General features: G+C 74.6%; 24 protein-coding genes. 9 read left to right on the top strand and 15 right to left on the bottom strand.

Translation table 11 applies throughout. The annotated features are described in order from the left end of the window. Positions 1-87 precede the first annotated feature (87 nt). The 4 genes from C1I99_RS14145 to C1I99_RS33330 all read right to left on the bottom strand — a co-directional run bounded on the left by C1I99_RS14145 (position 88) and on the right by C1I99_RS33330 (position 5298). Positions 88-1371 (bottom strand): citrate synthase, encoded by a 1284-nt coding sequence (locus C1I99_RS14145; RefSeq protein WP_111134679.1) that lies wholly within the window; start codon positions 1369-1371, stop codon positions 88-90. Positions 1372-1602: 231 nt separating this feature from the next. Further along, the gene (locus C1I99_RS14150) at positions 1603-3696 is read right to left on the bottom strand and encodes a sulfatase-like hydrolase/transferase (protein ID WP_111134696.1); all 2094 of its coding nucleotides are present in this window, start codon (positions 3694-3696) and stop codon (positions 1603-1605) included. A 25-nt stretch (positions 3697-3721) separates the two neighbouring features. After that, entirely contained in the window at positions 3722-5143 is a 1422-nt protein-coding gene (locus C1I99_RS14155; RefSeq protein WP_111134680.1) for a class I SAM-dependent methyltransferase, read from the bottom strand. A gap of 5 nt (positions 5144-5148) precedes the next feature. After that, positions 5149-5298 carry a hypothetical protein gene (locus C1I99_RS33330; RefSeq protein WP_007459587.1) on the bottom strand — a complete coding sequence of 50 codons (150 nt, stop codon included), beginning with the start codon at positions 5296-5298 and terminating at the stop codon, positions 5149-5151. 186 nt (positions 5299-5484) lie between these two features. Between C1I99_RS33330 and C1I99_RS14160 the strand changes: the two genes are divergently transcribed. Beyond that, on the top strand, positions 5485-5883 hold the full coding sequence (locus C1I99_RS14160; protein WP_111134697.1) for a VOC family protein: 399 nt from the start codon (positions 5485-5487) through the stop codon (positions 5881-5883). Between the two features lie 67 nt (positions 5884-5950). Here C1I99_RS14160 and C1I99_RS14165 read toward each other — a convergent pair whose 3' ends face one another. Then, positions 5951-6640, bottom strand: coding sequence for a helix-turn-helix transcriptional regulator (locus tag C1I99_RS14165; RefSeq protein ID WP_111134681.1), 690 nt, complete (start codon positions 6638-6640; stop codon positions 5951-5953). Between the two features lie 37 nt (positions 6641-6677). Between C1I99_RS14165 and C1I99_RS14170 the strand changes: the two genes are divergently transcribed. Next, the gene (locus C1I99_RS14170; RefSeq protein WP_111134682.1) at positions 6678-7523 is read left to right on the top strand and encodes an arginase family protein; all 846 of its coding nucleotides are present in this window, start codon (positions 6678-6680) and stop codon (positions 7521-7523) included. 78 nt (positions 7524-7601) lie between these two features. On the opposite strand, the gene C1I99_RS14175 is transcribed toward C1I99_RS14170, so the two are convergent. The 5 genes from C1I99_RS14175 to C1I99_RS14195 form a co-directional block, all read right to left on the bottom strand. Further along, positions 7602-8831 (bottom strand): glycosyltransferase, encoded by a 1230-nt coding sequence (locus C1I99_RS14175; protein ID WP_111134683.1) that lies wholly within the window; start codon positions 8829-8831, stop codon positions 7602-7604. A 2-nt stretch (positions 8832-8833) separates the two neighbouring features. Continuing rightward, a complete protein-coding gene (locus C1I99_RS14180) occupies positions 8834-10960 on the bottom strand; it encodes an ArnT family glycosyltransferase (protein ID WP_111134684.1) in 2127 nt (708 codons plus the stop codon). Positions 10961-11005: 45 nt separating this feature from the next. Then, positions 11006-12499: a sensor histidine kinase gene (locus tag C1I99_RS14185; protein WP_111134685.1), complete on the bottom strand. Its 1494-nt coding sequence runs from the start codon at positions 12497-12499 to the stop codon at positions 11006-11008. Beyond that, a complete protein-coding gene (locus C1I99_RS14190; protein WP_438941410.1) occupies positions 12477-13226 on the bottom strand; it encodes a response regulator transcription factor in 750 nt (249 codons plus the stop codon). The genes C1I99_RS14185 and C1I99_RS14190 overlap by 23 nt, the downstream gene beginning before the upstream one ends. A gap of 88 nt (positions 13227-13314) precedes the next feature. After that, complete coding sequence (locus tag C1I99_RS14195) at positions 13315-13545, bottom strand: DUF8847 domain-containing protein (RefSeq protein WP_111134687.1); 231 nt, start codon at positions 13543-13545, stop codon at positions 13315-13317. Positions 13546-13664: 119 nt separating this feature from the next. Here C1I99_RS14195 and C1I99_RS14200 point away from each other — a divergent pair, with 119 nt between their 5' ends. From C1I99_RS14200 to C1I99_RS14210, 3 genes are all read left to right on the top strand, one after another. After that, entirely contained in the window at positions 13665-13883 is a 219-nt protein-coding gene (locus tag C1I99_RS14200) for a hypothetical protein (protein WP_233512499.1), read from the top strand. 115 nt (positions 13884-13998) lie between these two features. After that, on the top strand, positions 13999-14427 hold the full coding sequence (locus C1I99_RS14205; protein ID WP_111134688.1) for an OsmC family protein: 429 nt from the start codon (positions 13999-14001) through the stop codon (positions 14425-14427). A gap of 392 nt (positions 14428-14819) precedes the next feature. Next, the gene (locus C1I99_RS14210; protein ID WP_111134689.1) at positions 14820-15662 is read left to right on the top strand and encodes a hypothetical protein; all 843 of its coding nucleotides are present in this window, start codon (positions 14820-14822) and stop codon (positions 15660-15662) included. Positions 15663-15672: 10 nt separating this feature from the next. On the opposite strand, the gene C1I99_RS14215 is transcribed toward C1I99_RS14210, so the two are convergent. The 3 genes from C1I99_RS14215 to C1I99_RS14225 all read right to left on the bottom strand — a co-directional run bounded on the left by C1I99_RS14215 (position 15673) and on the right by C1I99_RS14225 (position 17374). Further along, positions 15673-16221, bottom strand: a complete 549-nt coding sequence (locus C1I99_RS14215) for an ATPase (protein WP_111134690.1) — start codon at positions 16219-16221, stop codon at positions 15673-15675. Positions 16222-16394: 173 nt separating this feature from the next. After that, positions 16395-16841, bottom strand: a complete 447-nt coding sequence (locus C1I99_RS14220; protein WP_111134691.1) for a response regulator — start codon at positions 16839-16841, stop codon at positions 16395-16397. Positions 16842-17056: 215 nt separating this feature from the next. Further along, the gene (locus C1I99_RS14225) at positions 17057-17374 is read right to left on the bottom strand and encodes a hypothetical protein (RefSeq protein ID WP_111134698.1); all 318 of its coding nucleotides are present in this window, start codon (positions 17372-17374) and stop codon (positions 17057-17059) included. A gap of 212 nt (positions 17375-17586) precedes the next feature. Between C1I99_RS14225 and C1I99_RS14230 the strand changes: the two genes are divergently transcribed. Both C1I99_RS14230 and C1I99_RS14235 read left to right on the top strand, forming a co-directional pair. Continuing rightward, positions 17587-18564: a DUF2267 domain-containing protein gene (locus C1I99_RS14230; RefSeq protein WP_111134692.1), complete on the top strand. Its 978-nt coding sequence runs from the start codon at positions 17587-17589 to the stop codon at positions 18562-18564. Between the two features lie 64 nt (positions 18565-18628). Continuing rightward, positions 18629-19423, top strand: a complete 795-nt coding sequence (locus tag C1I99_RS14235) for a spermidine synthase (RefSeq protein ID WP_111134693.1) — start codon at positions 18629-18631, stop codon at positions 19421-19423. A gap of 7 nt (positions 19424-19430) precedes the next feature. Here the strand turns inward: C1I99_RS14235 and C1I99_RS14240 are convergent, their stop codons facing one another. After that, positions 19431-20732, bottom strand: a complete 1302-nt coding sequence (locus tag C1I99_RS14240; RefSeq protein WP_111134694.1) for an NAD(P)/FAD-dependent oxidoreductase — start codon at positions 20730-20732, stop codon at positions 19431-19433. Between the two features lie 173 nt (positions 20733-20905). On the opposite strand from C1I99_RS14240, the gene C1I99_RS32755 reads away from it, so the two are divergent. Further along, positions 20906-21058 carry a hypothetical protein gene (locus C1I99_RS32755; protein WP_158554060.1) on the top strand — a complete coding sequence of 51 codons (153 nt, stop codon included), beginning with the start codon at positions 20906-20908 and terminating at the stop codon, positions 21056-21058. Between the two features lie 45 nt (positions 21059-21103). On the opposite strand, the gene C1I99_RS14245 is transcribed toward C1I99_RS32755, so the two are convergent. Next, positions 21104-21619 carry a GNAT family N-acetyltransferase gene (locus C1I99_RS14245; protein WP_111134695.1) on the bottom strand — a complete coding sequence of 172 codons (516 nt, stop codon included), beginning with the start codon at positions 21617-21619 and terminating at the stop codon, positions 21104-21106. Positions 21620-21660: 41 nt separating this feature from the next. On the opposite strand from C1I99_RS14245, the gene C1I99_RS32760 reads away from it, so the two are divergent. Further along, entirely contained in the window at positions 21661-21801 is a 141-nt protein-coding gene (locus tag C1I99_RS32760; RefSeq protein ID WP_158554061.1) for a hypothetical protein, read from the top strand. The last annotated feature ends 8 nt before the right edge of the window (positions 21802-21809 follow it).

Here is a 21809-nt window from a genome sequence, read left to right on the forward strand (position 1 = left end):
CGTCCCCTTCGCCGAGCGCTGACCCCAGCTTCACCCCGAAAGGCCGCCGGCCCGGGTGGGCGGCGGCCTTTCGGGGTGAAGCTGGGGTCAGCGCTCGGCGAAGGGGACGTAGGCGCGCTCGGCGGCGCCGCTGTAGACCTGCCGTGGGCGGCCGATCTTGGTCTCCGGGTCGTTGATCATCTCCCGCCACTGGGCGATCCAGCCGGGGAGCCGGCCCAGCGCGAAGAGCACCGTGAACATCTTGGTGGGGAAGCCCATGGCCTTGTAGATCAGGCCGGTGTAGAAGTCCACGTTCGGGTAGAGCCGCCGGGAGACGAAGAACTCGTCGGCGAGGGCGATCTCCTCCAGCTCCATCGCGATGTCCAACAACGGGTCCGGCTTGGCCATTCGGCCGAGCACGTCCTGGGCCGCCTTCTTCACGATCGCGGCGCGCGGGTCGTAGTTCTTGTAGACCCGGTGGCCGAAGCCCATCAGCTTGACGCCGTCCTGCTTGTCCTTGACCTTCCTGACGAAGGTGCGGACGTCGAGGCCGTCGGCCTGGATCTTCTCCAGCATCTCCAGCACGGCCTGGTTGGCGCCACCGTGCAGCGGGCCGAAGAGCGCGTTCACCCCCGCCGAGACCGAGGCGAAGAGGTTGGCGTTGCTGGAGCCGACCAGCCGGACGGTGGAGGTGGAGCAGTTCTGCTCGTGGTCGGCATGCAGAATGAACAGCATGTCCAGCACCCGGGCCATCACCGGGTCGACCTCGTACGGCTCGGCCGGCACGCCGAAGGTCATCCGCAGGAAGTTCTCCACGTAGCCCAGCGAGTTGTCCGGGTACAGCAGCGGCTGGCCGATCGACTTCTTGTAGGCGTACGAGGCGATGGTCGGCACCTTCGCCATCAGCCGGACTGTGGAGATCTCCACGTGCTCCGAGTCGAACGGGTCCAGGCTGTCCTGGTAGAAGGTGGAGATCGCGCTGACCGCCGACGACAACACGGCCATGGGGTGGGCGTCGCGCGGGAACCCGTCGAAGAAGCGGCGCATCTCCTCGTGCAGCAGCGAGTGCCGGCGGATCCACTCGGTGAACTCGCTCAGCTGCTGCGCGGTCGGCAGCTCACCGTAGATCAGCAGGTAGGAGACCTCCAGGAAAGAGGACTTCTCAGCCAGCTGCTCGATCGGGTACCCGCGGTAACGCAGGATCCCCGCGTCGCCGTCGATGTACGTGATCGCGGACGAGCAGGCCGCGGTGTTGACGAAACCGGGGTCGTATGTGGTCATCCCGGTTTCCTTCAGCAGCTTGCTGACCCCGATGCCGGAGGGGCCCTCGACCGCGGGATGCACCGGCATCGACAGCTGCCCACCGGGGTGATCGAGCTTGACTTCCGTCATGTGGTTCCTCGCTTCGCCGGCAGATCTTCGTTGAATTGCCTTCGCTTTTACCGTAATCGCGGTTGCCGGGACACCGCCCCGCGTGGTTCGGGGGTGAGGTGTGCGTCACCCGATTCCCGACCATTCGGCTGGGAAACCCGGGCCGGATCGCAGGTACGCCGCGCGAAGCCGGTGGTGGCGAGGCATGGGAACGCTACCGGCCGGTGCGGCCGGGCGCCCCGCCGGGTGCGGTCAGGAGAGCTGGAGCCGGCGCAACGTGCCGTCTGCGGCGACCTGGTAGAGGTCCAGGCGGTTCGACCCGGCGTGGAAGAGCCGGTCGTCGGTGAGCAGCGCGGCGAAGCGGCGACCGCCGGCGTCCCGCGGCACCACCGGGACGACCGCGCCGACCCGGCCGTTGACGGCCACCGCCAGCAGGGTGCCGTCGGGGACCCGGTCCGGCAGGTCACCCCAGACCGCTGCCGGCAGCCGGCCGGCGTCCGGGTCGACGGCGGCGAACGCGGCCAGGTCGGCGACCTGTGCCGGGCCACCGGCCGGACGGTCGCCCACGGTGGTGCCCACCAGCGGGTGCGGTGCCGGCGCGGCCGGCGGAGCGGGCACGCCCCCCGAGATCGGGGTCGGCTGACCAGGGCGGTCGTAGAAGACCTTGCCGCCGTCGGCGCGCGGCGCCTGCCGCGCCGAGCGCCCGTCCACCCGCCAGGGCAGCCGGATGGCCGCCTCGTCGGCCACGGTGGGCAGCAGGTCGACGTGCTGCCAGTTCCGGTCGTCGACCCGGCCGGCGCGCTGCCCCGGCGTCTTGACGAACATCGGCACCCAGGCGACCTGGTCGGGAGCGGCCTTGATCGCGTCCATCCCGCGGCCCTGGGCGCCCCGGGTGAAGCTCACCCCGTGGTCGGCGGTGACCACCAGCAGGGCCTGGTCGTACAGGCCCCGGGCGCGCAGGGTGCGCAGCGTCTCGCCGATCAGCCGGTCGGTGTAGCCGAGCTGGGCGAGGTGACGCTGGCGGGCCAGCTCCGCCCAGCCGTCGCCGTCGACCGGCAGGTCCTCCGGGGCGTCGTAGCGCACGCCGGACGGCAGGTACGCCCACGGCGAGTGCGGCATCAGCAGGTGCAGGAAGTGCAGGGTGGGCCGGGCGGCCGGCCGCAACCCGGCCAGAAACGCGGTGAACCGGGCCGGCTGGTTGTCGTCCAGACTGTCCCAGCGGAACTTCGGGTCGTCCGGCACCGGCTCGGCGGCGTCGATCCCGGCCTCGGCGCGGGTGCGTTCGCGGTAGGAGTCCGCCGGGTCGACCCGGCTGTCCACGGGCGCGGCCACCCGGCCGAGCAGCGTCGCGGTCTCCCGGACCAGCACGCCGAGCCCCTGTTCCGGGCTGATTGGGTGGTCGCAGCGGCTCGGCGGGCAGAGCCGGGTGATGCTCTCCTCGGCACGGATGTCGTAGAGGCCGCCGAAGGCGGTGAACAGGTTGTCCGGGTGGTGTGAGTAATGCGGTGCGGCGGAGGTCGTTGGGTACCGGCCGGACAGCATCGCCGGCAGCGCGTACGGGGTCCAGCCGCTGACTCCGGTGGCGTTGCGGTACCAGGTGGAGCCGGCGGCCAGTTCCGCGAAGTGCGGGAACCGGGCGGCGCCGATCCGCCCGTCGGGGCCGAGCAGCGACACCAGCGGCAACTCGTCGAGGACCAGCATGACCACCGGCGGGTGGACGCCGGGCTGCGCCACCCCGGCGGCCCCGCCGTCGCCGCGCGGCAGCACCACCGCCGAGGACGGCGAGGCGAACAGGAACAGCCCCACGAAGAGCAGCGGACCGGCGGCGGCCACCCGCAGCACCCGGCTGGGGGCGCGCCATCGCCGGTGGGCCGCCGCCCCGGCGGCGCCGGCCAACCCCGCGACCACCAGGAGCGGTACGCCCCGCAGCGGCGTGCCGTGCCGGCCGACCTGCACGGCCAGGGCGGCGAGCAGCAGCCCGACCAGCAAGGTGTGCGCCGCGCCCCGCCCGGCCGGCCCGGCGAGCCGGCTGAGCAGGCCGAGCAGCGCCACGGCCGCGGTGGGCGCCGCCGCGATCAGCGCGACCAGCAGCAGAATCTCCCGGCGGTCGGCGCGGTGGAACAGGAAGAAATCCGGGCTGCGCCCGAGGACGTCCAGCAGCGGCTGGGTGACCACGAGCCCGACCAGGGCCGCCACCTCCGCGACCCGGCCGACCTCTGCCCGCCAGGCCGACGCTCGCCGCCGGCCGCCCGGCACGGCGCCGCCCGGGTCACCTGCCTCGGCACGGGCCTGGGCGGTGTCCCCGGTCCCGGTCGGGTGCCCCGGCGACGGGCCGGCCGGCCCCATGTCGGGGTCCGGGTCGGCGGAGCGCTCAGGCATCCGCCGTCACCCGGTACAGCGTCCGGGTGCCGGAGGGCAGCACCAGCCGGTCCGCGATCCGGCCCCGGCCCGTCAGCAGCCGCTCGAACTCCTCGCGACGGTAGTCGGGGAAGAGTCCCTCCGGCTTGTTGGCCAGCAGCCGGCGGGCCATCGGATCCTCGGGGTGGACGAACTCCACCACGACCCGCGCACCGGGCGCGGCGAGGCCGGCGAGCCAGTCGACCACCTCGGGCAGCGGCACGTTACGCCCGATCGCCAGGTGATGCACGACCGCCAGGGCGAGCACCACGTCCGCGGCGGCCCGGTCGGCGAAGGAGGCTCGCTCCACGCCCCGCCAGCCGCCGCCCGGGGACGGATCGGTGAGGTCCATAACCAGCGGCAGGATCCGCCGTTCCCGCTCGGCGCGCAGCGTGCGGTACAGCTCGTCGACCACGGCCGGGTCCTGCTCCACCGCGACGACGTAGTCGGCGTGCCGGGCGGCGAGCCGGGCGTACCGGCCGTCGTTGGCGCCCAGGTCGAGCACCAGGCGGGCGGGCGGCCCGGCGGTCAGGGCCTCGGTGACGAAGCGTTCCTTGGCCGCCCGGTCCTCGGCGGTGTAACCGCAGGTGCGCTGGTAGTCGACCCAGTGGCTGGCCGCCGGGCGCCGCCGCAGCCGGCGGACCAGCTTCTCGATACCGCGCACGGTGGCCAGCGCCAACTCGTGGGAGTAGCCGGCGGCCCGCAACTGGTTCCGGACATCGGCGGTGCTCGCCCCGGCGTTGCCCCGCTGCATCGCGCCGTGCAGGTGCACGTGGGTCGGCACGCCGGGCAGCAGCCGGCGGACGCCGCCGAACAGCCTTCGCATCTGGTCGGGCTCGATCCCGTCGACCCGGGCCCGCAGCCAGGGTTGGAAGTCCAGCCCAAGGTGAGCGCCGAGCAGGAGCGGATAGAGCAGCGTCTGGCAGAACTGCCGGTAGCCGGCCCAGGGCTCGCCGGCGCGGACGGGCGTGAACGAGCCGATGTCGATGAAGACCGGCTCTGTGCCGCGCCACTGCAGGTTGTACGCCGAACCGTCCTTTGTGGTGAAGCCGGCCGGCAGGGCGGCGCGCAGGATCTCCAGGTGCAGCAGCGCCGCGTCGCGCAGCATCCCGAAGGACCACTCGTACGGGTGGGAGACGAACGGGATGCGCTCGTGGCGGAGCACGGCCGCCCAGCCCTCGCCGCCCACCAGCGCCGGGTCGACCGCCTCGGTGCCGCAGACCTTGCCCGTGGCGAGCAGCGGCGGGAAGAAGTCGCTGCCCACGAGGGCGCGCCACTCCGCTGCCGCCCGCTCGTCCAGCCCGCGCAGCACGTCCTCACCGAGGTGGTAGACCCGGTTGGCCGGGTCACGGAACGAACCGGGGTCGGGGCGCAGCCCGGTGCGGGAGATTGCCATTCCGATTAGCGCTGGTCGGTGGGCTGCCGGCGGAACCGGTCGACCAGCCGGCGCCAGTAGAGCTTCGCCGCCACCGCCGCGCCGGCCACCCCGCCGACGACCGCCTGCACGATCAGGCTGCCGGACCCCGCGTCCAGGTAGGCCAGATGGATCACCGACCACTCCTTCCCCTCGCCGTCTCGACCCCGGCATGCACCCTCCACCCACGACGAGCGGTTTTGACCGGGACGCCGGACTTATCCCACCGTACGCCGAAGGTCACCGCCACGGAGGCCACACCGGCCATGCGGCCGCCCGTTTCGTTCAAGACACCGGCCCCGCGGTTTCCTACCGTGGTCGCCATGACGCCCCGCTTCGACCTGATCGGCATGACCACCACGGACATGGCCCGCACGCTGGACTTCTACCGTCGCCTCGGAGTGGCGTTCCCACCCGGCGCGGAGTCCGAGCCGCACGTGGAGGTGACCCTGCCCGGCGGCGTCCGGCTCGCCTGGGACACCGTGGACACGGTCCGCTCGTTCGACCCCGGCTGGTCGCCACCCAGCGGCAGCCCCCGGGTCAACCTCGCCTTCCGCTGCGCCGACCCGACCGAGGTCGACCGCCGCTACGCGGCACTCACCGACGCCGGCTTCCACGGCCACCGCACGCCGTGGGACGCCGACTGGGGGCAGCGGTACGCGGTCCTGCACGACCCGGACGGCACCGGCGTCGACCTGTTCGCCCCGCTACCCGCAGACTGACTCCCGGGCCGCACGGATCACGGCCGAGCGGGCCAGGGGTCTGCGCCACCCGGGCCACGGGTCACGGTCAGCGGGGCAGCAGGGCGGTGGGCGGCACCCCCGCCAGGTCCCGCACGTCCCGCGTGAGGTGGGCCTGGTCGGCGTACCCGCAGCTCGCGGCCACCTCGGCCAGCGGCGTGCCGGCCCGGGCCAGCGCCAGCGCCCGCTGCATGCGCAGGATCCGGGCCAGGGTCTTCGGGCCGTACCCGAACAGGTGCCGCGACCGACGGTGCAGGGCACGCGGGTCGAGGCCGACCGCGGCGGCGGCCGCGGTCACCGTGGCGCCAACGGCCAGCACGGTCGCGACCCGGACGCCGAGCGGGTCCGGGCCACCGGAGGCCCGCAGTCGTCCCGCCGCGACCTCCCGCAGCACCGTGGCCGGCGCCGACCCGGCCCGCTCGGCCAGCCCGGCGACCGCCGAGTCGCCCCAGAGGTCAGCGAGCGGGACCCGCCGGTCGCGCAGCTCCACGGCGGGGACGCCGAGCACCGCCGGGCCGGTGCCGGGCGGCAGCCGCAGGCCGACCCACCGTTCCTCCGGCCCGCCGCCGCTGAGGTGGGCGGTGCGGTCCGGCCCCGCCACCAGCAGCCCGGAGCGGCTGGACCAGAGCAGGTCGACGCAGCCGTCGGGGAGTACCCGGGTGGGGGCGGCCCCGGCCGGGGTGGTGCTGGTCCAGAGCACCGCGCCGGCCACACCACCGGCGGGACGTTCCCGGTACACGCCGCCCAGCCTGCCACAACCGCACTAGCCTCCAGATGTGCGATGGTCGGTGCTGGACGCCCCGCTCGATTCGTCCGGACGCGGGCGGGGTGAGCGGCGGGCGCCCATGGCGCTGCGGGCGGCCGGGCTGGTGGGCCGGTTGGGCGCCGAGGACGCCGGTGCCGTCGACGCGGTGATCACCGACCCGGTGCCCGACCCGGCCACCGGCATGATCGGCGCCGACCAGGTCCGCCGAGCCGGCCGGGCGATCGCCGCACGGGTGAACGAACTGGTCCGCGCGGGCCGGCACCCGCTGGTCGTCGGCGGCGACTGCGCGCTGCTGCCGGGGACGTTGCAGGGGCTGCCGGCCGGGTTCGAGCTGTGGTTCCTCGACGGCCACCTGGACTTCGAGGACGGCCGGACCTCGCCCACGGGCGAGGGGGCGGACATGGACCTGTCGGTCGTCACCGACCACGGCCCGGCCGGGCTGTTGGACCGGGAGGGACCGCTGGTCGACCCCGACCAGGTGCACGTGCTCGGCTACCGCCCGACCGCGGGCGACGGGTCGGAGGCCGGCCGGCTGGATCCGGCCATCCACGTGGTGCCCGCGGAGCGGCTGCACGGGCCGGATGCCGCCGCGACGGGCCGGGACCTGGCCGCCGGCACCGGGCCGGCGTGGCTGCACCTGGATCTCGACGTGCTCGACCCGCTGGTGCTGCCGGCGGTCAGCTATCCCGAGCCGGGCGGGCTGGACTGGGCGGACCTCGCCGCGCTGGTCGGGCCGCTGGTGGCGTCGGGCCGGCTGCTCGGGCTGAGCCTGACCGACTTCAACGCCGACGAGGACCCCGACGGGCGCCACGCGGAGCGCGTCGTCCAGGTCCTCGCGCAGGTGCTGACCGACTGACCGGAGGCAGCGGCGCGGCGCGGGCACCGCGGACCGGGTCCGCGGTGCCCGCGCCGAGGAGTCGCCGCCGGGTGGCGGTCAGCCGCGGCGGTGGTGCATGCCGAGCCGCAGCAGCACGAACCGCAGCACCGTGGCGGCCAGATTGGCGGCCACCAGCACCGCCAGCTCCACCGGCCGGGCTGGCTCGGCGGCGACCGCGTGCAGCACGGCCAGCGAACCGCCGGTCAGGGCCAGGCCGAGCGCGAAGGCCAGCAGGCCCTGCAGGTGGTGCCGGGCGGCGTGCCGCCGGCCGGTGATGCCGAAGGTCAGCCGCCGGTTCGCCGCGGTGTTGGCCACGGCGGTGAGCAGCAGCGCCAGCAGGTTCGCCGGCTGGGCGCCGAGCGCCCCCCGGGTGGCCACGAAGAGCAGCAGGTAGGCCAGGGTGCTGGCGACCCCGACGGCGGCGAAGCGGACCAGCTGCCGGGGCAGGCCGACGGGCACCTGCGCCGGCGGCGCGGCCAGCGGCGCCCGGCCCAGCTGCTCGCGCAGCTCGGGCAGGGGTAGGGCGCCGGTCAACAGTGCCCGGCCCAGCCGGCCGATGCCGCGCAGGTCGGCCAGCGCGGTCGCCACGATGTCCACCCGGCTGTCCGGGTCGTCCACCCAGTCCACCGGTACCTCGTGGATGCGCAGCCCGGCGCGCTGGGCCAGCACCAGCAGCTCGGTGTCGAAGAACCAGCCGGTGTCCTGCACCAGCGGCAGCAGCCCCGCCGCGACGTCCGCGCGGATCGCCTTGAACCCGCACTGCGCGTCGGAGAACCGCACCGCGAGGGTGCCGCGCAGCAGGAGGTTGTAGGCCCGGGAGATGATTTCCCGCTTGGCGCCGCGCAGCACCCTGGAGGTCCGGGCCAGCCGGGTGCCGATGGCCAGGTCGGAGTGGCCGGAGATGAGCGGGGCGACCAGCGGCAGTAACGCGGCCAGGTCGGTGGAGAGGTCCACGTCCATGTACGCGAGCACCGGCGCCGGCGAGGCCGACCAGGCGGCCCGCAGCGCCCGACCGCGCCCCTTGGCGTCGAGATGCAGGACCCCCACCTCGGGCAGGTCGGCGGCGAGCGCCTCGGCCACGGCCAGGGTGCCGTCGACGCTGGCATTGTCGGCGACGGTGATCCGGAAGGGGTACGGGAAGTGCTCGCGCAGGTGCGCGTGCAGCCGCCGGACGCAGGGGCCGAGGTCGGTCTCCTCGTTGTACACCGGGATCACCACGTCCAGCACGGCGGTGGGCGAGGTCGGACGGGCCTGCACGCTGGCCTGGGGGCCGGTGGATCCGGTCATGGTCAGCCCTCCTGTCCGCTGCTGAGGTCGTAGACGGTGACCCCGTCGACGGTCTGCGCCGGGAAGGTCTCCGCGACCCAGGCGGCGATCTCGGCGGAGGCGTTGCTGCCGCCGTTGGCCCGGAAGCCACCGCCGCCGACGAAGTAGTGGATCTTCCCTTCGGCGACGTACCGCTGGAACTGCGCCAGGGTCGGCGACGGGTCGCTGCCGTTGAAGCCGCCCACGGCCATCACCGGGTCGCCGGTGGCGAGCTGGTAGCCGGAGGCGTTGTTCGAGCCGACCGTGGCGGCGATCCAGGTGTAGTCCCCGCTGCCGCGCTCCAGCAGCTCGCGCAGCTCGGCGCTGGGCTCGCGGGAGTCGAGCAGCCCGCCCATCCCCCCGGTCCGGTCCGATCGGCCGGTGCCGTCCCCGCCGGGAAGGCCGGGGAACTGGCCGCCTCCGGGGAACTGGCCGTTCTGGCCACCGTCGCGGCCGGCGCCGAGGAACTGCCCCCCGGTCGGCAGCTCCACGCCGGCCGGCAGCCGTCCACCGGCGAGGCCACCACCTGGACCGAACCCGCCCCGCACCGACGGCCCGGCGGTCGGGATGGATCCGGTGTGCGGGGTACCGGCGGTCTGCAGCGAGTACGCCACCGGCCCGGCCAGCACCGCCGCCGAGCCCAGGGCGAGGACCAGCGGGGCGGCCCGGCGGGACAGCCGGTCGGCCAGGACGAGCAGCACCGCGGCGGCCAGCCCGCCGGCCAGTACCGCCGGGCGCAGCCACGGGTGCCAGTCGGGGCTGCGGCCGAGCAGCGTCCAGGACCACCACGCGGTGGTCGCGAGCGTTCCGGCCAGGGTCAGCGTGGCCGCTACCGACCGCCACGGCGCGGCGGGCGCCGCGCGCGGGGCGCGTTCCCGCCACAGCAGGGTGACGCCAATGCCGACCAGCGCGCCGACCGCGGGTGCCAGCGCCACCGTGTAGTACGCGTGGAAGATGCCGGACATGAAGCTGAAGATCCCGCCGGTGACCAGCAGCCAGCCACCCCAGAGCAGCAGCCCGGCCCGGGTGTGGTCGGTGCGGGCCGCCCGGCCGGCCAGCGCCAGGCCGGCGACCAGCAGGATCAGTGCGGCCGGCAGCAGCCAGGAGACCTGACCGCCCACCTCGCCGCCGAACATCCGCAGCGAGCCGGTCTGCCCCTCGAACGGGCCACCGCCGCCGCCCGGGCCGCCCCCGCCGACGCTGCCGACCTCGTCGCCGGTGATCCGGCCGAGACCGTTGTAGCCGAGGGTCAACTCCAGGATGCTGTTGGTCTGCGACCCGCCGATGTAGGGGCGGGCGCTGGCCGGCACCAGCTCGACGATCGCCACCCACCAGCCGGCGGCGACAAGCACCGCGAGCCCGGCCAGCAGCAGCTGCCGGATCCGTCGCCACGCGCCGGTCGGGGCGGCCAGCAGGTAGACCCCGGCGAAGACCGGCACCACCAGGAACGCCTGGAGCATCTTGGTGAGGAAGCCGAACCCAACCAGCACGCCGGTCAGCACGAGCCACCGGGTGCTCGCCCTCTCCACCGCCCGCACGGTGGCGTACGCGGCGGCGACCAGGAGCAGCACCAGCAGGGCGTCGGGGTTGTTGAACCGGAACATCAGGGTGGCCACCGGGGTGACCGCGAGCACCGCGCCGGCTATCAGGCCGGCCGCCGGGCCGTACCAGCGCCGGACGGTGGCGTACAGGACGCCGACGGCGGCGACCCCGCACAGCGCCTGCGGCACCAGCATCGCCCAGCTGTTCAGGCCGAAGACCCGCACCGACAGGGCCATCAGCCAGAGCGAGGCGGGGGTCTTGTCGACCGTGATCGAGTTGGCCGCGTCGGAGGAGCCGTAGAAGAACGCCGTCCAGCTCACCGAGCCGGCCTGCACCGCCGCCGCGTAGAAGGAGTTGGCCCAGCCGGAGGCGCTGAGGTCCCAGAGGTAGAGCAGGGCGGTGGCCACCAGCAACCCGGCCAGCGCCGGGCGGCTCCAGGCCGGCCTGCTCCGGGGTGGCGGCGGGCGCTCGCCGGATTGTTGGGCCGGTGCCGGCTCGGACGTCCGGGGCGCGGCCGGCGCCGGGGCCCCGCGGGCGGGCACGGTCAGCAGGTCGTCTGTTCTGTCCATGCCGGCGAGCCTGGGCGAGCGGCCTGGCCAGCCCCCGTGTGCCGGCTATGCGGCAGCTGTGGGATTGGGCAGCCGCACGGTAAACACGGTCCGGCCCGGCCGGCTGTCCAGGCTGACCGTGCCGTGGTGCGCCTCCACCACGGCGGCCACGATGGCCAGCCCGAGGCCGGTGCTGCCGTGCGCCCGGGACCGCGAGCTGTCGCCGCGGGCGAAGCGCTCGAAGACCTCTGGTTGCAGGTCCGGCGGTACGCCCGGGCCGTTGTCGGCGACAGTGAGCACGGCGGCGTCCGGCGCGACGCCCAACGTGGCGGTGACGGTGGTGCCGGGTGGGGTGTGCACCCGGGCGTTGGCGAGCAGGTTGGCCACCACCTGGTGCAGCCGCGCGGCATCGCCGGGGACCCGGATCACCGCGTCGGGCAGCTCGAGTTGCCAGCGGTGCTCCGGGCCGGCGACGTGCGCGTCGCTGACCGCGTCCACCAGCAGCGCGGAGAGATCGACCGGCTCGACCGCGAGCGGCCGGCCGGAGTCGAGCCGGGCGAGCAGCAGCAGGTCGTCGACGAGGCTGGTCATCCGGGTGCTCTCCGACTCGACCCGGCGCAGCGCGTGGGCCACGTCCGGTGGCACCTGGTCCCGGCCGCGCCGGGCGACCTCGGCGTAGCCGCGGATCGCGGCCAGCGGGGTGCGCAGCTCGTGGCTGGCGTCGGCGACGAACTGGCGGACCCGGGTCTCGCTGGCCTGCCGGGCGGCCAGCGCCGCGGCGACGTGCCCGAGCATCCGGTTCAGCGCCGCCCCGACCTGGCCGACCTCGGTACGCGGGTCGGTGTCGGCCGCCGGCACCCGCTCCGACAGCGCCACCTCGCCCCGGTCCAGCGGCAGTTCGCTGACCCGGGCCGCGGTGGCGGCGACCCGGCGCAGCGGACGCAGTGTGGCCCGGACGATCAGCGCGCCGGCGGTGCCGGCGAGGAGCAGCCCGGCGGTGGCGACGGCGGCCTGCGCCGCGACCATCCACATGACGGTGTCCTGCACGCCCGACAGCGGCAGGGCCAGGACCCGGACCTCACCGGCGCGCCACATCCGCGCGACCGCGCGGTAGTCGCCACGCTCGCCGAGACGCACGGTACGGGGAGCGCCGTCGACCGGCAGGGCGGCCAGCGCGGCGACCTCCCCGGCTGGAAGCCTCTCCCCGCCCGGTTGGCTGCCGGTCTGGATCCGCGCGTCGGTAACCCGGCCGTCCACCACCGTCACGACGACCGTGGACGGCGGCAGTCCGGGCGGGATGTCCCCGTCGCCGGTCGGCCCGAAACGCGGATACGGGCGCTCCCCCCGCACGCCGGGGCTGGGGGCCAGCTGGGCATCGACCCGGCCGAGGAGGAACTGCCGCAGCGCCGCGGTGGTGATGCCGCCGATCGCGACGCTGACCAGGGCCAGCAGGGTGACCAGGATGACCACCAGCCGGGTACGCAGTGACCACCCGGCCACCCGGCGGCGCAGCGCGCCCGCCGGCCGGCCGCCGGGGTCACTCCGCCGGCTTGAGGACATAACCCGCCCCGCGCAGCGTGTGGATCATCGGCTTCCGACCGGCGTCGATCTTCTTGCGCAGGTACGAGACGTACAACTCGACCACGTTGGCCTGGCCGCCGAAGTCGTAGTTCCACACCCGGTCGAGGATCTGCGCCTTGCTCAGCACCCGGCGTGGGTTGCGCATCAGGTAGCGCAGCAGCTCGAACTCGGTGGCGGTGAGGGTGATCAGCTGCCCGTCGCGGCGCACCTCGTGGCTGTCCTCGTCGAGGCTGAGATCCCCGACGGTGAGCACGGCCTCCTCGCGCGCGGCGACGGCGAAGCCGGAGCGGCGCAGCAGCGCCCGCAGCCGGGCGATCACCTCCTCCAGGCTGAACGGCTTGGTGACGTAGTCGTCGCCGCCGACGGTCAGCCCGGCGATCCGCTCCTCCACCGCGTCCCGGGCGGTCAAAAAGAGCACCGGCACCGTGGGAGCCTGCTCGCGCAGCCGGCGCAGCACCTTGAAGCCGTCCAGGTCGGGCAGCATCACGTCGAGCACGACGGCGTCCGGCTGGAACTGCCGGGCGGTGGTGATCGCCGTCATCCCGTTGCCGGCCGTACTCACCTGCCAGCCCTCGTAGCGCAGCGCCATGGACAGCAGGTCGGTGAGGGTCGGCTCGTCGTCGACCACCAGCACCCGCACCGGCGCACCGTCGGGGCGGCGCAGCTCGATCCGCCCGGTCTGCCCATCTGTCACCATGGCTCCCATGGTGGGCCGGGCCGCTGAATACCGCTTGTGCTGATGCTGTGCGCCAGCTGTGCGGCGCCGGTCACCGGCCGTCCGGCGGGCGGCGGGCTCACTCGGTCATGCCCACCGGGTAGCTGTGCACGAAGCGCATCGTCCAGGTGCCGGTGCCGTCCGGGCGGCCGCGTTCGTAGAGGTGGTCGGGGGCGCCGGCGACGGTCGGTCCGCCCTCGGGGTGGCGCAGCACCCACCGGGCGGGGGGATGCCCGTCTGGTCCGGCCGGCAGGGCCCGGACCAGGTCGTGGGCCGGCCCGCCGACGAAGCGTACGGTCACCTCGCTCATCGCGCCTCCACCTCCCGCGTCCGGCCGGGGTGGCAACGACCCCGGCTCGCAAGCTACCGCACCCCGGGACGGCGCCGCCCCGGATCCGGTCGCGGTCTGCCCCCGGAGGTGGCCGACCTGTGCACGCGGTGTCTGGCCGACGACCCGGCGGACCGGCCAACCAGCCGGTGACCGCGCTGCTGCTGGCCGAGGCGGTGGACGTCCGGGTGTACGTGCCGATGCGGCAGCCGCTGACCCCGCGACCACGCCCCGCGTCGGTGTCGTCGTGGACCGAGCGGGCGGCGGCCGAGGAGACCGAGGCCGCGCCGGTGGCTAACCGTTCCGGCTGGGTCGGCTGACCTGCCGTCATCGCCGGCCCGTCGCCGGGGCCGCCGTCGCCACCCGTGCTGCTCAGGGCCGGTTTCACCGGTCGGGGGCCGGGTAGCCGGCCGGGTGAGTGACGGGAGGAACGCGATGCCGGATCCGAGTTCCTGGCTGCGTGAGGCGGGCGCCGCGACCGCCGAGGGCGGCCACGTACGCACCGACGACGGTGGGCTCTCCAGTGCCCTGGCGTCTCCGCTGGCGCCGCACTGCTCGGGCCTGACCCCGCAGCAGCTGCTCGCCGCCGCCTTCGCGTCCTGCCTGCACCACGCGGCGGTGGAGGCGGCCGGGAAGGTCACCGACGAGTCGCACACGGTGCAGGTGCGGGCCGAGGCGAAGCTGGGGCGCGACGACGACGGCCGGTACCGCGCCGACGTGCACGCCTCCATCTCCTCGGCCGGCCTGAGCCGCCAGCAGCTGGCTGACCTGGTCGAGTACGCCGACCGGCTCTGGCCGTTCTCCAGCGGCGACGGCAGCCGCCACCGGCTCACCGTCACCCCGGCGGAGAACGGCCGCCACTGACCGACCCGCCCGCTGACGGGCCGGCCCTCGCCGCCGTGGCGGGGACGGAGCGGCTCCCGAGGCGGGGATGCCAGTCGATCGGGCGAGGGTAGGACGGTGGAGGCGGGCGCGGGTGAGGATGGCACCTGTGGCCAGGAGCACTCCACCAGCACGGGCGAGTGCCGCCTCCACCGTACGGGGGATGCGGCAGTCCTTGGCGACCCGTCGCGCCAAGATCGACTATTTGCCGGCTTCGTGTGGTTCTTTCCGACATGAACGGCAGGACGGATACACGGAGAGAGTCGCATAGCTCAGCCGCTTGCCCGTGATGACCCACAAGATCATGGCAAATTGTGGCGCATGCCACCAACCGGGCCGATGGCAACGGGCGAACGTCTTTCTAGCCTCGGCGGGTGCATCCCGACGACCCCATCGACCAGACACCGACCCCGGAGCAGCCGGCCGCCCGCACGGCCGACCCCTCCTCCACCGAACGGGCGACTGGCCGTCATCGTTCCCCCGAGCCGCAGCGTCGCGGCCCCCGTGCCCTGCTGACGTCGACCCCGGTACGGGTCGCGCTCGCCGCTGGCGTTACCTGCTGCCTCGGCGTGGTCGCGTTCACCGGCACCCGGGGCGACGCCGACGCCGAGCGGGAGCCGGTGGCCGAGGCGGTGGCCGACCGGGCCGCCGCCGACCAGCGCGCCTCGCGGGCGTTGGACCGGGCCGCCGCCTCCCCCACGCCGGCCAGCCCGAGCCCGACGGCGAAGCCCTCCCCGTCGGCCACCAAGAAGGCCCCCAAGAAGCCCGCGAAGCCACGCCGCCCACGCCCCGTCGCCGGCCTCAGCCAGGCGCAGATGGACAACGCCAAGGTCATCGTGGAGGTCGGGGTCGACCTGAAGATGCCCCGCCGCGCCCTGGTCATCGCGGTGGCCACCGCGATGCAGGAGAGCACGCTCCTCAACTACGCCAGCGGAGTGTTGCCCGAGTCGCAGAACTACCCGCACCAGGCCATCGGCTGGGACCACGACTCGGTCGGTCTGTTCCAGCAGCGTCCCAGCAGCGGGTGGGGCACCGTGCGCGACCTGATGCGCCCCGCCTACGCCGCCCGGGCGTTCTATGAGGCGCTGCGTGAGATCCCCGGCTGGCAGGAGATGAGTCTCACCGCGGCGGCCCAGGCCGTGCAGGTCTCGGCCTTCCCCGACGCGTACGCGCAGCACGAGGAGCGGGCCACCACGATCGTCGCCGCCCTGGTCTGAGGCAACGGGCTCAGCGGACCGGCGTGCCCCGACCGCCCGGCTGCTCGGCCGACGTGTCCGCGCCCCCACCGGCGGCGGCCCGGGTCGACGGGACGCCGCCGCCGACCCCGGCCGCGGCGGTCGGCGTGTCGGCCGGCACCGGCTCGGCGGTCACCCCGCCGAGGATCTCGTCCACCCGGGCCTCGCGCCGCCGGCGGGCGTGCAGCGCCTCCTCGAAGTCCCGCCGGGCCTGCACCGCCTCGGCGTACACCCGCTCGCGTACCTGCCGGGCCTCCTCGCGGGCGGCGTCCAGCTCGAACCGCGCCTGGGCCAGGATCTCGGCCGCCTCCCGTTCGACGTCCCCAACCCGCCGTCGGGTCAGGCTCGTGTCGCCCAGGTCCAGCCGCTGGAGCAGGCCGCAGAGCCCGATCGCCTCCTCGCGGATCTCGTCCCATTCCCGGCCCGCGCCGGCGGTGCTCTCCGCCCGCGCCGCGAGCCGGGTCAACCGGATCCCCAGGTCGTCCAGGCAGGAATCGACCTGCCGCTGGTCGTAGCCGATCTCAACGATGGAGAACCTCATACTGTCGCCCCCCAGGCAGCTGGTAAATCTTCCCCACCTGATCCTCTGCGCCGCCGGCGACGGCCGAGTGGGTTCGGGAAAAATGTTCAGCATGCGAGCGCCCGGCCGGTTCCGGCGGGTCGCGGGGTGTCGGCGGGCGGCCCGGCGTGGACAATATGGCCGGCCGCCGCGGCTCAGCCGCGCTTCGGCAGCACGACCACCCGGCCGAAGAACTCGTCGATACGGCGTACCACATCGTTGAAGTCATCAAGATCGATTGGTTTGGTGACGTATGCGTTCGCCTGGAGCGTGTAGCTGCCGAGGATGTCCGTGTCGGCGTTGGAGGTGGTCAGCACGACGATCGGGATGGTACGCAGGTCCTCATCCCGCTTGACCGCGCCGAGCACCTGGCGCCCGTCCATCCGCGGCATGTTCAGATCGAGCAGGATGACGTCGGGGCGCCGGGCACCGAGGTGCCGCCCCTCGCCGCGGAGGAACTCCATCGCCTCCTGACCGTCACCCACCACGTCGATCACCTTCTCGACGTCCGAGTCGGCGAGGGCCTCCTCGATCATGAGCACGTCACCGGGGTCGTCGTCCACCACCAGGATGCGAACCGGACTCGGGCTGTGAGCATCCATCTCTACCTGCCTCGTGTCGCCGGGGACGGGACCTGAGCGTCACCGCGCTGGCGGGGAAATCTAGCCCATCCTGGACCCGTCGGCACGCCTGGGTCCGGCGGCGCGGGGGCGTGGCCCGACACGGCGACCATCGAAGGCCCGGCGTTCCCGATGCGGCCCGACGCGAAGGGGTGGCCCCCGGCCCTGGGACCAGGGGCCGGGGGCCGGAGTGAGGCTTAGGGCACGGTGACCGGTTGCAGCAGGCGGGGGCCGGTCGACCGCTCGCGCAGCGCCGGCGGCGGTTCCGCGTCCTCGGGAGGGCCGGAGTCGGGCGTCTGGTAGAGGTAGCGGACGAACTCCCCGCTCGCCTCGTTGTCGTCCGCCCCGGGCCACTGTCCGATGCAGTCCACCCCGATCACCTCGCGGCCGGTGCCGTCGGCCTCCTCCAGCAGCGCCCACAGACTCACCGGGTAGCAGCGGGTGCCCTCGGGCGACAGGCGCCAACGGGCGTACCAGCCGGGTCGGGCGGGGACGATCTCGACGATCCGCTTCATCACGACCTTCCCTTCCGCGTACATCGGAAGATTCCCGGTCCGCTCCATCGTCGGCCCGCGCCGGGTGAGTGCCCCTCACCCCGGCCGGATGAAGCTCCCGCCGGCGCTGCCCACCGGTCTGCGGCTCGGCCGGCGGCGTCCGTTTCGGTGTCCGCGACGACGGGAAGGCGACGGGGGAAGCGAGGGAACACCAGCGAAAGCGAGGTGTCACCATGCGCAAGCAGATGGAGGGCGACAACCAGCGCCGCCGGACGCTGGCCCGGCGGGCCCGCGAGCGGGGCCAGCAGCCGAGCGAGAGCGGCGCCAGCCTGAGCGCCTCCAAGCAGCTCACCCACCTCGACCGGGGCAAGCGCGACGGGCCGCCACCGGCGGGCCGGCACAAGCCGGACGCCACCCGGGGTGGGCCGGCGCCGCCACCGGCCGGCATCCCGGAGCGGCCCCGACCACTCCCGGACCCGGGCCAGGGTACGCCGGGGGTTACCACGATGGGCTACCACGAACTGGTCGACGACGTCTGCCGGCGCGCGGGCGTCGACTTCCGCACCGCGAAGGTGGGGGTCGAGTCGACCGTGCTCGTGCTGGCCTGGGCCCTCGGCGAGGCGGAACGCCAGCGACTGCTGGCGGCCGTGCCGACCTCGCTGCACGACGTGGTCCCCGTGGACGGCATCAGACGGCGCCAGGACCTGCCCGGCTTCCTGGCCGAGGTGGGCCGGATCAGTGGGCGCACACCGGAGCAGGCCCGGTACCAGGCCGAGGCGACCCTGGCGGCCCTCGCGGACCACGACGGCGACCTGGTCGAGTCGCTGCACGTGCCGGACGGGCTGCGGGACCTGCTGGAGCCGTCGCCGGCCGGTGGCGGGGTGGTCGGCGCCGTCACCGCGACGCCCCCGCTCACCGACGCCGAGCTGGCGGCGGCGCTGAACGCGCTGCCGTACTGGTCCGCCGACGCGGGCCAGCTGTCGCGGACCGTCCAGCTGCCGGCGGACAACCTCGACCGGGTGCTCGACCGGATCGACCGGCTTCGCGAGGAGACCGGGCGGGGCCCGCGGATCGGCCGGCCGGACGCGATGACCGCCGTGCTGACCGTACGGTCCCGGCAGGCCGACGCGGTGACCGCGCGGGACGTGGACCTGGCCCACGCCATCGACGACGCGATCGACGAGGTGGGCGCCGGGATGAACGCCGGCTGACCGGCGCCGGCCGGTGGGACGGTCCCACCGGCGCGCCCCGCCGCCGTCGACTAGCGTGCCGGGCATGGACGACGAGGGCGCCGACCGGCTGCGGCTGGTCGTCGACCCGGCGCGCCGCACCGGGCGTACGCTGCTGGCCGCCGATGTGGAGCAGTCCTATGTGGACGTGGCCGACCCGGGTCACCTGCACTTCGAGTACGTGCGGCGGATGGCGGCCGTGGCCGACCTGGCGGCGCCGGCCGGCCGCCCGCTGGACGTGCTGCACCTCGGTGGCGGCGCGCTGACCCTGCCCCGCTACCTCGCCGCGACCCGACCCGGCTCGGCGCAGCTGGTCGTCGAACGGGACCGGGCGATGGTCGATCTGGTGGCCCGGGAGCTGCCCGCGCTACCACCGCAGGTCGAGATCCACGTCGCCGACGCGCGGGACGCCGTGACCGCCGCGCCGGCCGGCCGGTACGACCTGGTGCTCGCCGACATCTACCGGGGCGCCCGGATGCCGGGGCACGTGGCCAGCGTCGAGTTCGTCGCCGAGGTGGCCCGGACGCTGCGTCCGGAGGGCATCTACCTGGTCAACGTGACCGACCTGCCGCCGCTGGTCTTCGCCCGGGTGCAGGTGGCCACCCTGCGGGCCGTCTTCGCCGACGTCTGCCTGGTCGCCGACCGCCGGATGCTGCGCGGGCGGCGCTACGGCAACGTGGTGCTCGCCGCCGCGCCCCGCGTCGGGCGGCTGCCGGTGCTACGGCTGGCCACCCGGGTGGCCCGGGACCGGGTCCCCGGCGGCGTCCTGCACGGCGGCACGCTGGACGCCTTCGTCGCCGGCGCCCGGCCGGCCACCGACGCCACCGTGCGCCCCCGCTGAGCGGCGGTCAGCGGGCGCGCACCGGCACCTCCGGGGACGAGCTCTCCAGCGGCACCGCGTTGGCCGGGACCAGACCGAGCTGGATCGCGGGGCGGGGCAGCGCCGCGTCGAGCACCCAGTCGGCGCCGACCCGGGCCCGGTTGGCCGGCATGGCCAGCAGGTGGTAGCCGCGGGTGACCGCCTTGGCGGGCAGACCGGACAGGGAGACCTTCAGCGGGTTCGCCGCCGCGTCCTTGCCCCCCAGGTCGACCACCCAACCCAGGTCGTGGTGCTTGTACGGCTTGCGGCGCCCCTGGCCGTAGGAGGCGGCGATGTTGTGCGCGGCCAGCTTCCCCTGCCGCTGGGCGTGCTGCGCGGTCATCGCGCAGATCTGCCCAGGCCGGGCCAGGTCGGGCACCGCGGCGGCGTCGCCGCAGGCGTACACCTCGGGGAAGCCGGGGACGCTGAGGTACTCGTCGACGACGAGCCGGCCCTTCTCGGTGCGCAGGCCCAGCTCGGCGACGAACGGGTCGGGGCGTACCCCGACGCACCAGACCAGGGTGCAGGTGGGCACGTACTCCCCGTCGGTGAGCTTGACCCCGTCGGCGGTGGCTACGGCCACCGAGGCGCCCATCCGCACGTCCACGCCGCGTCGGCGCAGCACCCGGTCGGCGGTCTCCGACATCCGCGTGTCCAGCTCGGGTAGCACCCGGGGCGCCACGTCGAGCAGCATCCACCGGGGCCGGATCGTCAATCGGGGGCGCTGCGCCACCAGGGCGTCGGTGAACAGCTGTCCCTGCGCGGCCACCTCGGTGCCGGTGTAGCCGGCGCCCACCACCACGAAGGTGGCCCGGGCCCGCTGCTCGGCCGGGTCCTCGGCCTGCTCCGCCAGCTCGATCTGCCGGACCAGGTGGTCGTGCAGGTAGAGCGCCTCGGGCAGGCCGCGGAACCCGTGCGCGTACTCGGTCACCCCGGGAATCGGCAACAGCTTGTTGACGCTGCCCACGGCGAGCACCAGCCGGTCGTACGCCAGCCGGTTGCGGTCGCCCTCGGGCTGGGTGAAGCCGACCCAGCGGTTCTGCAGGTCGACGTGGTCGGCCTCACCGATCACCACCCGTACCCCGTCCAGGGTGCCGGCCAGGGGCACCGAGATCCGGCTGGGCTCCACCACACCGGCGGCCACCTCGGGTAGCAGCGGCAGGTAGAGGAAATAGTCCGTGGAGTTGAGCAGCACGATCTCGGCCCGGTCCCGGGCGAGCCGGCTCAGCGTCTTCGCCGCGTGGTAACCGGCGAACCCGGCCCCCACGATCACCACACGAGGTTTCGTCATTGCGGTCCCGTTCCCACCGCGCGCCCGGGCAAACGTATCGCTCCGGCGCCGTCGCGTTTCCCCGCCCGGGCAGCTGACCCCGCCCGGATCACCCGCCCGGGGTGGGGCCGCCTCACCCCGAGCCGGTGGACGGTGGTGAGCTGAGGGTCCGCCTCCAGCGAAGGGAGCACGTCGTGACCTTGCCGATCTCCAACGACCACCGACAGTCGGTCTACCTGCGGCAGAGCGGACGCAATCGGCTCACGCCCCGGCAGCGCCGCCGGGTCGAGCACAAGCAGGGGCACATCGAGCGCCTGGGCGGGCAGGCCCGCCGGCCCCGGCGCTGAGCCCGGCGCCGGTGGCCGGGCGGCCCCCAGCCGCCGGCCGCCGGCCTACGCCGTGATCGCCCAGCGCTCGTGGTCGCGCCAGGCCCCGTCGATGAACAGATAGTCCGGCGAGAAGCCTTCCAGCCGGAAGCCGAGCCGGCGGGCCAACCGGCGCGACGGCTCGTTGCCCGGCTGGATGTTCGCCTCCAGCCGGTGCAGGCCGAGCCCGGTGAACGCGTGTTCGATCACCAGGCGCACGCCGGCCGAGGCGTGCCCGGTGCCCTGGTACGGCAGGAACGCCCCGTAGCCCAGGTAGCCGCCGCGCAGCGCGCCCATGACGATGCCGCTGATGGTCACGTACCCGGCGATGGCGCCGCTGGCCCGGTCGCAGACGAGGTAGCCGGAGTTCTCCCGGCGCCGGATGCGGCGCAGGTAGGCCGCGTACGTCTCCGGGTCGTCCGGGGCGGCGAGCCAGGGATGATGCAGGTCCCGGCTGCGCCTCGCGGCGGCGATGAACTCGGCTTCGTCGGCGGGGCGGGGACGGCGGATGCCGGCCGGTCCGCCGGCGCGGAGGTATCTCACGGCCGACCACTCTCGCCCAACCGGGGCGCGGTGTCCAGTCCGTGTCGGTGGCCGCCGGCGACGCGTTCACCGCCGGCCTGCTCGACGCCCTCGTCGAGGTCGGCGCGGCCATCCCGGCGGCGGGCTGGCCGAGGACCGGCTGCGCGCGGTGCTCGACCGGGCGACCGTGGTGGCGGCGCTGACCTGCACC

This window comes from Micromonospora deserti (assembly GCF_003236335.1).
GTDB classification, from domain to species: Bacteria; Actinomycetota; Actinomycetes; order Mycobacteriales; family Micromonosporaceae; genus Micromonospora; species Micromonospora deserti.